Raw genomic sequence first — 14153 nt, 5'->3', positions numbered from 1 at the left:
CGATTAATTCGAAACCTAAAACCGCTGTGCACAGCAAAAAGGCTTCACATCTACTATTCGATGTGAAGCCTTTTATACGGTTAATTTGACTTATTCAGGCTGTTACACTTGCAGTCCTAATTCCCTTAATTCCGCTTCAACCTGTACGATTAAACGCGCCTTCTCGCGTTCCTCCAAGAAAGCGGCTTTAAAGCCGTTCATAATGATCGTACCGATATCATCTATGGTAAGACCGCAATTTGTGATCAACCGTTCATATTCTTTCTGAAGGGTCGTATCCGAGACTGTCATATTATCCGTATTGACCGTAACGACGATCCCCTGCTCCAAATACTGCCGCAATGGATAAGCTGCCCAGCCAGTGACGGCTTTGGTCTGCATGTTGCTTAGCGGACACATCTCAAGCGGAATCTGGCGTTCCTTGACAAGCGCTACGACGCTCGGATCCTCCAGCATCCGCACGCCATGCCCAATCCGCAAAGCTCCTAAGCCAGTGACGGCTACCTTCACGTTCTCGGCACCGGCTGCTTCTCCAGCATGAATCGTTACGGGTAAGCCTAATTGCCGCGCATCAGCAAACAGTTGAAGAAACAGCTCTGCCGGGAACGATGCTTCATCACCTGCCAAGTCTACGGCAACGACCCCTTTATTATGGAATCGCCCGGCTTCCTGCACCACATCCTTATTCATCTCATACGGATGGTTTCTCATACAAATGATGATTGCTCTTGCTGTCGTTCCGAAAGCTTGCTCACCGCGACGCAGTCCTTTAAGGACAAATTCAATCACTTCATAAATGGACAATCCCTTTTGGCGGTGAAGCTGTGGGGCGAATCGAACCTCGATATATTTTACCCGCTGCTTGGCAGCTTGCTCTACAACCTCAAAAGCTATTCTTTCAATCGCCGTAGCGGTTTGCAAATAAGGCAATACGAAACTGAATTTACTTAAATATTCTTTTAAGCTTTGACAATCCTCGCTTACCTGCATATTGGACAGCCATTCAGCATCCGAAGTGAACATTAACGGATTTCCTTGCTCCTTCGCAAGCTGCAGCAGCGTATCAGGCTTCACGCTCCCATCTAGGTGTACATGCAGATCGACCTTTGGCAGCTGGGACAATAACGTCCCCACAGCTGTCGAATGTTCATTGATTAACGTCATTGCCAAGTCCCCTCTCGGTATATTCATACACATCCGCAATCGATCGTATACATCAAGGGCTGCAGTTAACTCCCCCGGTATGTGCTGTATCCGCCTGGAGCAACCAATAACGGCACATGGTAATGGCCAGCAGCATCCTTGATACGGAATCGAATCGGAATAAAATCAAATAAACTATCCTTAATGGCAGACAAATGCTCCATTTGTCTAAAGTAATGACCTGCCGCGAATATAAGCTCATATACGCCTGGCAGAATAGCGTCTCCTTCAAGCAAAGGAGTATCCACTCTGCCATCTGTATTCGTCTGGTAGCCTCCTTTTAATTGAGGCACTTCTCTTGCTTCCATGCTTTCTGCTTCCTTGCCCAAGTACCATAGCTCCATCGTCATACCAATGACAGGTCTCCCGCCTGCCAGATCTAGAACATGCGTCGTAATTCGACCGCTCACGCCTCATCCCCTCCATCCTCCAGATCGGCTCGCGACAAGGTGAATCCTTGGAAGCCATAAGGAGGGCGCGGCTCGGTGTATACACCAGCGCCAGCTGATTGCTCGGGCTCAACAATCGTCTCCCATGTCCGATTGTTGGACTCGAACCGAACCTCTGCAAGCTGAGGAAAATGAGCGAGTATGCTCATGCCGATCCGATAGATTAGATGTTGAATCGAAGGAGATTGCTCGGCATGGAACTGCGTATGAGCAAGATCATGGATTTGTTCGGAAGGAACATAATTTCCATGCGTACTATCGCATGCATCCCCCGCATCTATATATGTCCAAAAAATATCGAGAAAAATAAACAACGGACGGTCAAAGCTCTCTGGTAACGTTGTATATTCGTCACGGACAAACCCATAAAAGGAGCTTCCGCTTACTTTAATCAGCTGGATTTGCGACAACGCGCTTTCATGCTCGGCAAGAATGCCGGCCCCTCCTTCGCGTTTCCATTTCTGCGACGCGCTGGCATGCTCGTTATGAGATCGGCGAAAAACAAGCTGGCTATCACTCCAGCCGCTATCATCAGCTACGGTCACCGCGCTGAACGGAAGACGGTCTGCTTGAATTTCTATCGCATCGATATGCGGATAGCGCTCCATGAACCGTTCGCTGATAAAGGCGAGCAGCCCTTCCGTAGTGCTTCCCCCATATTGAGCCGTTTGTCGCAAAATAAAATTTTTCATCGAGTCCGTGGCAACGACCTGCGTGTTATCGCCCTCCGTAAAGGAGGAGAGCAGCACCTCGCTGCTGACCGAGAACGTAATGTTGTGAGCAAATATAATATTGCTGTCACCTTTATACGGCGAGGCTTCAATAGGACGTACAGTGAGCGGCGCGGCATATGTCCGGTAGCTTAGCACATCTCCTTTTCCATAATAAAGGGTGCGTCCGCTGCGTAATTTCAGCATAGTTATCCGTCCTTTCTCTACTCGATGATGAGATCTCTTAATCGAAATCCGGATATCTTTTCTATTTCAAGCAATGCCTGCTCCATTTCTTCGCTGCTTGTATGCCAAATCCGCGATTCCATCGCCGCTAGAATCTGTTCCTTGTTCTTGCCTTTCACAGCCAGAATGAACGGAAAACCAAAGGTTTTCACATAGATTTGGTTTAAACCGGAGAACTGCTCGTATTCATCAGGCGAGAGCAGGTTAAGTCCAGCACCCTGCTGTTCTTTGGCCGAGTATTCCGCAACCGCCAGCCTCGTTCCAAGATCGGGATGTGCCCGGAACAAATCGATGATCGTCTCCATTCTTGATTCACGTACGACATTTATCATTGCGGCATGCAGCGCTTCTATTGATGCGAAAGGCTTTGCACCGAAAGCTGAAGCTGCAATCCACGGCGAATGCTCGAATACAGCGCCCAATTTCTCGATGAACTGCTCACGGCTGCAGGCATTAAGCTCCTCGATCGTTATGCTCATGTCCAGTACCCCTCGTGTACGGCAACCGCTGCTTCCTCAACCTCTTGAATGGGACCGATCACCTGAATCGGCTTCCTTCCCTGTGCAAATACGATGCGGCAGGGCAAATCCAGCGTCGGGTTTTGATCGTCATCTCCCGTAAGTTCGGCAAGCCGCTTTTCAGATATGCCATATACGACTGTGCCCACATTGCCCCAGTAAATAGCACCAGCACACATCGCGCAAGGCTCAGCCGACGTGTAAAGGGTAAAATGCCAAAGCTCTTCCCGACTATACCGTTTGGACGCCTGCTCCATTAACGTTCGTTCCGCATGTCCCGTACAATTTGATTCGGTCCTTTCCACATTCCCCTGAGATAGTACAATTTCGCCAGCTGCGTCTACAAGAATAGCACCAAAAGGGGTATTTCCTGCTTCCCTTGCCAGTTTGGAGACCGCAATGCTCTCTAATAGATACTCGATGTGTGAACGATTTCTTGTCATTTGGTCTTCATCCTCCCTTCAATGGCTCTTGAAACCGCTCGCCGAATGCCGCCGTATCCCGTGCACCGGCATATGTTTCCGGATAACGCTTCTGCTATTTCATCGTCCGAGGGACTAGGGATGCAATCTAACAAACCTTTGACCGAAATGATCATCCCAGGCGTGCAATACCCGCATTGGAACCCGCCTTCTTCCAGAAACGCCTGCTGGATAGGATCAAATCCGCCATTGCTAATGCCTTCAATTGTCGTAATGCTTTTGCCGGCGCACTGATAAGCCATCGTCAAGCAGGAATTAACGGCTTTGCCCTCTATTAATACCATGCAGGCACCACAGCGCCCGATATCGCAGGACCGCTTTGTTCCGGTTAATTCGAGTTCATCTCTGATCAGGGTTAGCAATCTGGCGGAAGCGGTCGTTTCTATCGTTTGTGCTTCCCCGTTAATGACGCATTGGAGCGCAAACGGCGACTCCGCTTGCCTGCTATGGTCGGTCATTGCCGCTCACCCCCGTTAGAAAAAATGGCGTTTCCTGCAAAAATCCAGGCTCGATCGGCAGCTTTGTTACCCATTTGCCGCTCGCTTGCCTAACGGCAGCCGCAATGGCAGGAGCTAGCGTTACCGATCCCACTTCACCAATGCCCCTAGGACCGTAATCATCCCGCTCCGGCAGATGCTCGATCGGCTCAACCTCTACCAGACCTAGTTGATCTGCAATTGTCGGAACAAGATACGTATCCAAATTGCGCGTGATATAATGTCCTTTGTCCATGACAGCATCCTCCAGCAGCGTAAAGCCGAGCGCCATGCTGCTGCCTCCCTCGATTTGGCCCAGGTAGCCTTGCGGATTAATGACTGGCCCCGCCGCAACCGCATGGTACTGCTGAAGCACCTTGACCCTGCCTGTTAACGTATTTAGCTCTACCTTCACCACTACAGCCGAATAGGTATACATGAAATGAGCTCCAACCCGTTCCGTAGGCGAGGTAGGAAATGAAAAGGAGGTTTCGCTGCTTATTGGACGTATCGCCTTACAGGCGAGGTCTGCGTAAGATAACAGCACTAGATCATTCGTCAGCTTGCATATTCCGCCTTCTCTTAGCTTTAGTTCCTCTGCCGGACACTCCATTATCGATCCCGCTTCCTTTAATAGCTGATCCGTAAAAGGCTTTTTCAACCGTTGCAGTGTTTTCCACATCATGGCGGTTGCACGCGAGGCCGTCGTCGAACCGCTATCGGGCACGATATCCGTATCTCCGATAATCATTCTGATATCCACTGCACCGAAGCCGAATTGCTCGATAAGCATTTGTTCGAGTGAGGCAAGCAGCCCTTGGCCGAATTCCTCATAGCCGAACACCGCTTCGATCTTCCCATCCGCTGCTAGCTTCAGCCGGCCGCCCGCAGGATCTGGAATGCCTACTCCGAGTCCTGCTCCATGCATCGTAAAGGCGGCACCAATGCCCAGTTTAAGCCATGGATCTAAGCTGCCTTCAATCGCGTTCAACTCCAAATGAGTCTTTTCCTGCCATAGCTGGCTCTTCTCCACAGCTGACCACACCCGCTCAGCGCCTTCGGTCATCGCAATTGGCTGATCGAAAGGTCCCAAATCTTCTTTTTGCCGCATGTTCAGCTTTCGGAATTCCCAAGGCGACATACCGAGCCGTTCAGCCAGACGGTCCATCTGCCCTTCAAGTGCAAATATCGCTTGATTGCCGCCAAAGCCGCGAAATTCGCCCGACATTCCGTTATTCGTAAAAACCGATATCCCTTTCACATCYAGATGCTCATATTTATAAGGCCCAATCACATGCTCGGTCGCGAAATTAAGCACCTCGGCCCCTAGTGTAGAATAAGGACCCGTATCCGATAGAATATCAACTTGGTGCGCGAGCAATCTGCCCGCTGCATCTATTCCCGTTTTCATTGCAATTCTCATGGGGTGCCGCTTTAATCCAGCCCGAACCGATTCTTGCCGGGAATTGTGCATCTTAATGGCCCTGCCAGTATAGATGGCTAGCAATGCGCCATATGGCTGGACGTTCAACTCATCCTTGCCGCCGAAGGAACCGCCTATCGGACTCGAAACAATCCGTATTTGTTCCAGCGGTACCGCGAGAATCCGAGCAAGCTGCATGCGGTCCATGAAGCCATGCTGCGTGGGCGAATATACGGTCAGGCGTCCATCCTCGCCAGGAACGAATAAGCCTCCTTCTGTTTCCATGTAGGTGTGCATTTGGCGTGGCGTATAATAGGTCTCTTCAACAACAAAAGCGCATTGCTTAAACGCCTCATCGACATCGCCTCTCGCGAAAGCAGTGCGATGCATGGCATTGCCGCCTTTGTGAAGCTGCGGCGCATCCGCCAACAGCGCTTCCTCGGGATCGTCCAGAATATCAAGAACCTCATATTCAATTTCCACGAGCTCAAGCGCCTCCTGTGCAAGCGCCATCGACTCGGCCGCCACCGCAACAAGCGCGTCACCGACATAACGCACCGTATCCGCGCATAGAACAGGCTGATCCGGATGGGCAATCCCGAAGGCATTCAGCCCGGGAATGTTCTGGTGCGTGAGCACCGCATGAACGCCTTTATGCTGCTTTGCTCGCTCCGTTTGGATCGAAATGACGCGAGCATGCGGATGCTCACTGCGAAGTACAAGCCCGTAAAGCATCGGCTGCGCTGACATATCCGTGAGGTATACTAAGCCGCCTGTCACCTTTCCCGCTCCATCTGGCCGAATTCGCCAACGCGCCCCGCTGTTTTCACGGTTTAAGAGCATATACGGTCCCTCCTCTCGTCCTAACTATTGATGCGCCGCTTTCCACAATTCAGCTGTAATTAAATGGGCAGCCGTCGTTTTGCGATAAGAAGCAGAGGCGAATAAATCCTCGCGTGGTTTATATAGCTGCATAATGCGATTGTATACATGGCGCAAAAGTTGAGCATCGACTACCTCTCCCAGCAGCTCCTGTTCGAGCTCTTCGAGTCTTTGCGCTATCATCTGACCGCCTCCGAGCGCTATTCGGATTTCGTTTACTTCCATTTTCTCCGACAAGGAACCGGATACGGAAACAGTTACAACCGAAGGCGTAAAAGCTTCGCGACGCCCGACTTTATGGTAAGCGCTAAAACGCTTTGTTTTCGAATTAACCGCAAGCAAGTGTTCGACCTCATGACCATCAAGTGTTTTATCCACTTGGAAAGGCAGTTGAATCTGGAGAAGAAGCCGCTCCGTATGAAGCATGCCGGCGATTTTGAGCCACTCCGACAAGGTGATTTGAAGATCCTCCATGCCGTTATACCAAACCACATGGGCATTGTAACCAAGCAAAGCAGGCAGTGAATCTCCGATATTGGAGGCGATATTGCCTCCAATCGTTCCCAACCGCCGGATAGAAGGTGCCGCTGTTAACCGCAAGGCTTCAGTAAACATTGGGAAATGGCGCTGAATGATTGGATGAGTGCGGCATGCCTCCAGGCTGACTTGACCTCCTATTACAAGGCCCGCTTCACCGATTCTTATTTCACCCAAACCTCGGATTGCGCTCAGATCAATCAAATGCTTCGGCATCGCAGCAACGCCAGATTCCCATTGCGTCCGCAGCAAAGTACCTCCGGATATATATACGCTCTCCGTCCCATAGCTTTTTTTCAAACGCCAAGCCTCTGCTGCCGTTTGCGGATACCATACTTGAGGAGACGACTTGGTCCCCTGTACATTCATTCCCATCGTTCTCCTCCTTGCCTTTTTTAGAACCTCTGCTCCCGTATATAAGGCACGCCAAGCGCTTCAGGCGATCCCGAAGGCTTGTTGCGATTCCGCCATCCAAGTAACATCAGTACCAGAATCGTGACGATATACGGAATCATTTTTAAGAAATAGGACGGTATCTCGCTTCCGATCAGCTGGATTCGGAATCCAAGCATGTCTAAGGCTCCGAAAAAATATGCACAAAGTAGTGCGCGAATCGGATTCCATCTCGCGAAGATGATCAGAGCAACTGCAATCCAGCCTCTTCCCGTTGTCATGCCTTCGGTCCAGGTTGGCGAGTACACGAGCAATAAATCCGCGCCTGCAATCCCGATTAAAATGGAGCCGGCGATAATATAACCGTACCTCAGTGCATGCACCGGAATGCCCATTACATCTGCTGTAGCCGGATTGTCGCCCATCGCCCTCAGATGCAGACCCCATGACGTTTTGTGGATAAACACATGCAGTGCAATGACAAGCCCAAAGCTAAACCAAGTCAAATAATCAAGATGGGCAAATATTCGGCCAATGAAAGGAACCGCTTCAAGCCATGGCATATCCAGCTTCGGTATGGCTCTCGGAACGGGCAGTCCGCTTACGGGCTTCCCGAGATAAGCGCTAAGACCTGCCCCGAATAAGGTCATCGCCAAGCCGCATACGATTTGGTTAGCCCGAAGCGATACGCTCAGAAAGGCGTGAATCATGCCTAATACTATGCTTATTCCGCATACGGCCAGTAATGTAACCGTTAAGCTCCCCGTATGAATAAAAGCAAGGCATGCTGTCACGGCACCCATGAGCATCAAGCCTTCAGCGCCAAGCTGGATGATGCCGGACCGTTCAATAAGAATGCCGCCAAGCGTAGCGAACAACAACGGCGTACCAGAGGAAATAGCTGCAAGCAGCATTTGATAGACGATTTCCATCGCTCAGAGGCTCCTTTTCATCCCGTTTTACGAATCCGAAATTTGCTCAACGTGCCACCTGCAATGAGGAAAAACAAAATAGCTCCTTGAAGCATTTCAGAGATAGAGGATGGCAAACCGATCGTCTGTACGCTGAACCCGCCTACGATAAGCCCTCCAAATAAAAAAGACGAAACGACTAGTCCAACAGGATGTAATTTTGCAAGCCACGCAACGATAATAGCCGTATAGCCGTATCCTGGCGAAATGCCATACATGAGCCGGTGAGTCACTCCGGAGACCTCTGCCATACCTGCAAGTCCCGCCAATCCGCCGCTAATCAGCATGACCAGAAGGATATGCCTGCTGATACGAATGCCGGCATTCCTAGCTGCTTCGGGATTCGCTCCAATTAGGCGTAGCTCATAACCCGAACGCGTGTATTTCATGAAAAAACCGTATACCGCAATCGCAATGACGCCGAACAGCAGCCCGAGATGCAGCCGCGTATCGTGGAACACGGGAAGCGACTGCGCAGCCGTGAACACTTTGGTACCCGGGAAATTCATGCCGTCTGGATCCTTCCAAGGACCAAACACGAAATAATCCATGGCCAGAAGCGCAACGTAGTTCAGCATTAACGAGGTGACCAGCTCATTTACTTGAAAATAGGTTTTTGGGATAGCTGTCAGGAGGCCCCATATGCCGCCAGCTGCGATACTGAACACAATCATTGTAGGAATAACGAGCAGAATCGGCATATTCGGCAAATAAATCGTAACCGCAGTTGCAGCCATTGCGCCTGCAGCGAACTGCCCTTCCGCACCGATATTCCATACCGATATGCGATAAGCGATTGCCACGCCTAGCCCGCAAAGCAGCAGCGGAATGGTTTTCACGAGTGTTTCAGTCAATCCATAGGACGTACCGAAAGCGCCCATAAACATCTTCTTGTATACCGGGAAGGGATTCATACCGTTTGCCCCGATGAATATTCCGCAAACCAACAAGGCGAGCAATACGGAAATGAACGGAAGCCACCATGAGTTCTCTTTTTTGGAGCTGTCTATTTCGATACGGTAGGAACGCCATTTCCATTTGTCCTTTATAAGCGCGGATTGGGCTGATACCGTTCCCTCCGTATGAAGCGATGGCTTGCTTTCATTCATCCGGCTGCCTCCTCCGCGTTCTGGAGACCTGCCATATACATCCCTATTTTCTCTCGATCAGCTTCTTGTCTCGCAACCTCGCCTACCATTTGCCCGTTAAAGATGACAAGAATTCGATCGGATAGCTTGATCACTTCATCGAGATCCTCCGAAATGAGCAATACGCTCTTGCCGTTATCCCGCATTTCACTTAGCAGCTGATGAACGCCTTCCGTTGCGCCGACATCGAGGCCCTGCGTCGGGTGGACGGCCACCATTAACAGAGGCTGCTGATGAATCTCTCTGGCAAATAGAAGCTTCTGCTGATTTCCCCCGGATAATTGCTGAACCGGCGTATCTAGATTCGGCGTCTTGACGTCGAATTGCTGCACCAAGCTTGCTGACCAAGCTCGGTTTTTGCTTATTCTCAGAATGCCGAATCGCGAGCGCTCCGCATTGCGATAAGATTTGAACAGCAAATTATCAACAATACCCAAAGTGCCGGCAAGACCGCTTCTCATTCGATTTTCAGGGACATGAGCAATTCCTGCCTTGATCGCCGACCGAACCGAGCCGTTTGATAAAGGTTTTCCGTTAAAACAAATAGCTCCATTCTTCCACGTCCTCAGCCCCGTAAGCATTTCGGCAAGCTCCTTTTGTCCGTTGCCAGCCACCCCCGCTACCCCAACGATCTCACCTTCATTGACATGAAGAGAGAGTTGGTCAAGCGATTTCCTTCCCTGCTCTGCATAGACGTCAACCTCTCGCACATCGAGCAATCGTTTGCCTGATGTCCTTGGAAGAAGCGGCATGCTTTCTCCAAGCTCTTTTCCGACCATCAGCTTTGCAAGCTCTCGCTCATTCGTAGCTGATTTTTCCATGCTGTGGATAAGCTTTCCTTTGCGCATGACCGAGATATGATCCGAGGCGGCCATCACCTCCTTGAGCTTGTGCGTGGTCAAGATTACGGTTTTCCCTTCAGACTTCATATGCTGCAGCGTCGTAAATAACTGTTCAGCTTCGCCTGGAGTGAGAACGGAGGTTGGTTCGTCTAGAATGATGAGACTTGCTCCGCGATAAAGCGTCTTTACAATCTCCACGCGCTGCTGCTCCCCAACGGACAGCTGCCAGATCGGCCGATTCACAGGAAAGGCTAATCCAAATTGCTGAGCAATAGCTTCGATTTCTTCCTGTTTATTTTTCAGCCATCTGCCGCCTCGCCAGAACGATGATTTTTCGCCAAGCACGATATTCTCCGCTGCTGTAAGCGTCTGAACGAGCCTGAAATTTTGAAAAACCATTCCGACTCCATGCCTCATTGCATCCTTTGGCGATTTCATCTTTGTCATTTCACCATGTAAAAGAATATCGCCGCTTGTTGGTCTGTACACGCCGGACAGCATGCACATCATCGTGCTTTTCCCTGCGCCATTCTCGCCAAGCAGCGCATGGATCTGTCCAGCCTTTGCCCGGAAATCAACGAGATCATTGGCCATGACAGAACCGAATTGTTTAACGATTTGACGCATCTCTACCGAATATTTGTCATGCATGCCATCCCTCCACTCCCAAACATCCATCATGGCATTAACCAAAAAGCTTCGGATAAATCAACAAATCCCTTTCATTCAGGGATTTGTCGATTTCATCCTATGACCAAACAGCGATTATTTGGGTATTGTTCCATCCACTCCGCTAACGAACCAGTCCATGACTAGAATCTCTTCCAGCGTTAAGGTTTTTCCTGCTTCCACTTTTACTGCTCCAGCTGCATCCTTGATCGGTCCAGTAAACACGCTGATTTCACCGTTTATTAGCTTTGTTTTCGTATCGTTAACGAGCGTCTTCACTTCTTCCGGCACGCTTGGGCCGAGTGGTGCGATATCTACCATGCCATCGGCTAATGAACCAGAATACTGCTCACTTTTCCAAGTCCCGTCTATAACCGACTGAACGGTCTTCGTATAATAAGGACCCCAGTTCCAAATCGGATTCGTTAAGTATGATTCCGGAGCGAATCTTGTCATATCCGAATCATTGCCTCCGGCCATTGCGCCGCGCTCAGCAGCAGCTTGAAGCGTTGCTGGCGAATCCTGATAGGCGAGCAGCACGTCTGCCCCTTTGTCCAGCAGACTCACTGCAGCCTGCCTTTCCGTCGTCGGATCATACCAAGTATTCGTCCATACTACGCTAACCTTTGCTTCTGGATTTACACTTTGGACACCTAGCATAAATGCATTTATGTTATAAATCACTTCCGGTATCGGGAACGCTCCTACATAACCGATGACGTTTTTCTTAGTCATTTTGCCGGCTGCAATTCCGCTTAAGTAACTGGCATCGTAATTTTTACCGAAGAAGGTACCCATGTTATCGTTCGTTTTGTAACCTGCCGTATGAAGGAATTTCACGTCAGGAAATTTCTTGGCGACGTTGAGGGTGTAATCCATGTACCCAAAGCTAGTCGTGAAAATGACGTCGTGATTCTGGGCTAGCTCCGTAATGATACGTTCAGCATCGGCGCTCTCAGGCACATTTTCTACCGTATCCGCCTTTATGCCCAGCTTTTCTTCCATGAACAGTCTGCCCTTGTCGTGCTCGAAGGTCCATCCTCCATCGCCTGGCGGCCCGATGTAAACAAATGCAACACGCGGCAGCTTTGCCGGCGCCTCCGTGGCTGCATTTCCGGCAGCAGTCTCAGCTGGCGTGTTTGAAGAATCGTCGCTTACATTGTTCGTTTTACTACTGGAACAGCCGCTAATTACGAATACGAGAGCTAATAAAAAGGCTCCACTTGCGGCAAATGCTTTTTTACGATACTTCATCCCATTCCACCCCGACTCTCTGTTTTGTAAGAACTGTCAGCATACAAGTCTTGCAGAGACGCTCCCTTCTTTCATTGCGATATCCGCCCATACAAGCCTTCGCTTGCAGCCTTAAGCTGCTTCACTCGTCTTGATTTCAACCGATAACGTAATCCCAATATATGATCATGTAATATATATGTCAACATATATAACATTAATATTTCGAAAATATGCGTTCAATGCGAATTTTGTGCTAAGTGCACAAACGAACTGTCAATTATGTTATATATATTCACACGAAATCATTCTAGCACCCTATTACATGCCCAAAAATCGCTTTTTAGCCCTATCAAAATCAGCAGGCGTATCCACGTCAAACAACGCTTGCTCATCAGCAGCAACTAAACCAAATCCAATGAACGTAGGGGAATGGAACAATTGACGCGCTCCGGTATCGCCGTCTAAAGCTAGCAATGCAGGGAACATCGTCTTAGATAATAAAGCAGGAGGGGTTAAAATGATTGATTTCTGTGAAAAATCTTGGCTGGCTGTCGCGACAAAATCCAAACCAGGCTGCGCTGCCCAATAATGGACGAGCTCTTCGAACATATCGGGTGTAACGAAGGGCTGATCTGCTAATGCAACGAGTACGCCATCAAGCGAATGGATTTGATCCATCATATTCTGAAGACCGGCGCGTATGGAGAATGACATGCCGCGTTCTGCTTCCGCGCATGTCACCACTGTCACTGTTTTAGTCGACGCTATGCCAGCAGCCTTAGCGAGCCTATGCTCTGCTATTATCCACTCGCCTTGATCGTCTGGGCCCACAACTACAGTGATACCGTCAATTGGACTGGTTAAAAGGGCACGCAGTCCCAAGCTTGCGAGCGGTTTGTTCTTCGCGAGCTCAAGCGTTTGTTTTCTGATGCCCATTCGCCTGCTCCGTCCTGCTGCCAAATAGAGGGCTGTAATATTCATTCTGCCTCCGCTCCTTTCGCAGTCTCTCCTTGCGACCTGCACGTATGGCGATAAGCTCCGCAGCTATACTCACTGCAATTTCATAAGGTCCATCTGCCCCTAATGCAAGGCCAATTGGAGCTCTCACATTCGATGGTATTAAAAATGTTTCAAATAACATTCGAATTCTCTTTTTTGAGCCTAGAATACCGATATAAACAAGCTGCAGAGGAAGCGCTACGCGAATCATCTCTTTATCCCGCTGCAAATTATGGCTGCAAACGATCAAATAATCACTTGATCGGAATTGCAGCTGCTCCGCGATTGCCTCAGGCGATCCTGTAATAAATGCCGCTTCAGGAAAGCGTTCCTGCGTGCATAACGCCGGTCTCCAATCGGCTATAATGACCTGGAACCCGATTTGCTTGACTAGAGCGTAAATCGCTTCCGCATCCTTACCCACTCCGAATATGACGAGCCTTTGTCTAGGCGTTATGTCAACAAACAAATGATTGCGCTCGTCTACCTCCTCCCAGTAAATGGTATCTGCCTCGTCATGCGAAAGATCATACAGCACGTAATCGATTCCTGCGTCATCCCAGCTTCGCATCAGCCTTACCGGTATGCCTGCTTCCATTTTTGCTCTTGCTGCCAGCAACAGCTTCAGCAGCTGCCCATGAACTGGCTCGAGCAGCAATCGAATCTCGCCGCCGCAGCCTACAGCATCACCCCAAATGGCGTCCTCGTCAGCATTCATATTGTAGCTAATAAGGGAAAACTGGCCCGAAGCACGTACTACATCCGCGATTTCCTGCAAATCATGCTCCAAACAGCCAGGGCTAACCGCTCCGATTTGCTCACCATTTGGTTTGAACAGCATTGAAGCACCTGCCTTCCGATAAGAATGACCCTCCACACAGAGGATCGTAGCCAGCACGCACTGACTCTCTTCTTGCAGATGCAGAGCTTCCAATATTTCGTGCATATCCATAACCCTTCCCCCTTATG

The 14153-nt window shown here is 49.7% G+C and carries 14 protein-coding genes; all 14 read right to left on the bottom strand.

Annotated features, from left to right (window positions below; all coding sequences use genetic code 11):
- Nucleotides 1-102 precede the first annotated feature (102 nt).
- The 14 genes from add to AB4Z29_RS04465 all read right to left on the bottom strand — a co-directional run bounded on the left by add (nt 103) and on the right by AB4Z29_RS04465 (nt 14136).
- Nucleotides 103-1164, bottom strand: coding sequence for an adenosine deaminase (gene add / locus AB4Z29_RS04530; RefSeq protein WP_441941899.1), 1062 nt, complete (start codon nt 1162-1164; stop codon nt 103-105).
- A 65-nt stretch (nt 1165-1229) separates the two neighbouring features.
- Complete coding sequence (gene uraH, locus AB4Z29_RS04525; protein ID WP_441941898.1) at nt 1230-1613, bottom strand: hydroxyisourate hydrolase; 384 nt, start codon at nt 1611-1613, stop codon at nt 1230-1232.
- Nucleotides 1610-2569, bottom strand: coding sequence for a factor-independent urate hydroxylase (pucL, locus tag AB4Z29_RS04520; RefSeq protein ID WP_441941897.1), 960 nt, complete (start codon nt 2567-2569; stop codon nt 1610-1612). Before pucL ends, uraH begins: the two co-directional genes overlap by 4 nt.
- Before the next feature lie 17 nt (nt 2570-2586).
- Nucleotides 2587-3087: a 2-oxo-4-hydroxy-4-carboxy-5-ureidoimidazoline decarboxylase gene (uraD, locus tag AB4Z29_RS04515; protein ID WP_441941896.1), complete on the bottom strand. Its 501-nt coding sequence runs from the start codon at nt 3085-3087 to the stop codon at nt 2587-2589.
- Nucleotides 3084-3569 carry a nucleoside deaminase gene (locus AB4Z29_RS04510; RefSeq protein WP_441941895.1) on the bottom strand — a complete coding sequence of 162 codons (486 nt, stop codon included), beginning with the start codon at nt 3567-3569 and terminating at the stop codon, nt 3084-3086. The genes uraD and AB4Z29_RS04510 overlap by 4 nt, the downstream gene beginning before the upstream one ends.
- Nucleotides 3566-4066 (bottom strand): (2Fe-2S)-binding protein, encoded by a 501-nt coding sequence (locus AB4Z29_RS04505; RefSeq protein WP_441941894.1) that lies wholly within the window; start codon nt 4064-4066, stop codon nt 3566-3568. Before AB4Z29_RS04505 ends, AB4Z29_RS04510 begins: the two co-directional genes overlap by 4 nt.
- Complete coding sequence (gene pucD, locus AB4Z29_RS04500; RefSeq protein WP_441941893.1) at nt 4053-6350, bottom strand: xanthine dehydrogenase subunit D; 2298 nt, start codon at nt 6348-6350, stop codon at nt 4053-4055. Before pucD ends, AB4Z29_RS04505 begins: the two co-directional genes overlap by 14 nt.
- A 24-nt stretch (nt 6351-6374) precedes the next feature.
- Nucleotides 6375-7301: an FAD binding domain-containing protein gene (locus AB4Z29_RS04495; RefSeq protein WP_441941892.1), complete on the bottom strand. Its 927-nt coding sequence runs from the start codon at nt 7299-7301 to the stop codon at nt 6375-6377.
- Nucleotides 7302-7321: 20 nt separating this feature from the next.
- Entirely contained in the window at nt 7322-8251 is a 930-nt protein-coding gene (locus tag AB4Z29_RS04490; protein ID WP_441941891.1) for an ABC transporter permease, read from the bottom strand.
- 17 nt (nt 8252-8268) lie between these two features.
- Nucleotides 8269-9399, bottom strand: a complete 1131-nt coding sequence (locus AB4Z29_RS04485; RefSeq protein ID WP_441941890.1) for an ABC transporter permease — start codon at nt 9397-9399, stop codon at nt 8269-8271.
- Complete coding sequence (locus tag AB4Z29_RS04480; protein ID WP_441941889.1) at nt 9396-10931, bottom strand: ABC transporter ATP-binding protein; 1536 nt, start codon at nt 10929-10931, stop codon at nt 9396-9398. The genes AB4Z29_RS04485 and AB4Z29_RS04480 overlap by 4 nt, the downstream gene beginning before the upstream one ends.
- Nucleotides 10932-11045: 114 nt before the next feature.
- Nucleotides 11046-12203: a BMP family ABC transporter substrate-binding protein gene (locus tag AB4Z29_RS04475; protein ID WP_441941888.1), complete on the bottom strand. Its 1158-nt coding sequence runs from the start codon at nt 12201-12203 to the stop codon at nt 11046-11048.
- 300 nt (nt 12204-12503) lie between these two features.
- The gene (locus AB4Z29_RS04470; RefSeq protein WP_441941887.1) at nt 12504-13121 is read right to left on the bottom strand and encodes a nucleotidyltransferase family protein; all 618 of its coding nucleotides are present in this window, start codon (nt 13119-13121) and stop codon (nt 12504-12506) included.
- Nucleotides 13096-14136 carry an XdhC family protein gene (locus AB4Z29_RS04465; RefSeq protein WP_441941886.1) on the bottom strand — a complete coding sequence of 347 codons (1041 nt, stop codon included), beginning with the start codon at nt 14134-14136 and terminating at the stop codon, nt 13096-13098. The genes AB4Z29_RS04470 and AB4Z29_RS04465 overlap by 26 nt, the downstream gene beginning before the upstream one ends.
- Between the last annotated feature and the right edge of the window lie 17 nt (nt 14137-14153).

Origin of the sequence: Paenibacillus sp. 2TAB23 (assembly GCF_052115165.1) — a bacterium.
Taxonomy (GTDB): domain Bacteria; phylum Bacillota; class Bacilli; order Paenibacillales; family Paenibacillaceae; genus Pristimantibacillus.
The sequence above is the reverse complement of the archived record's forward strand: the minus strand, read 5'-3'. Positions and strand labels throughout refer to the sequence as shown.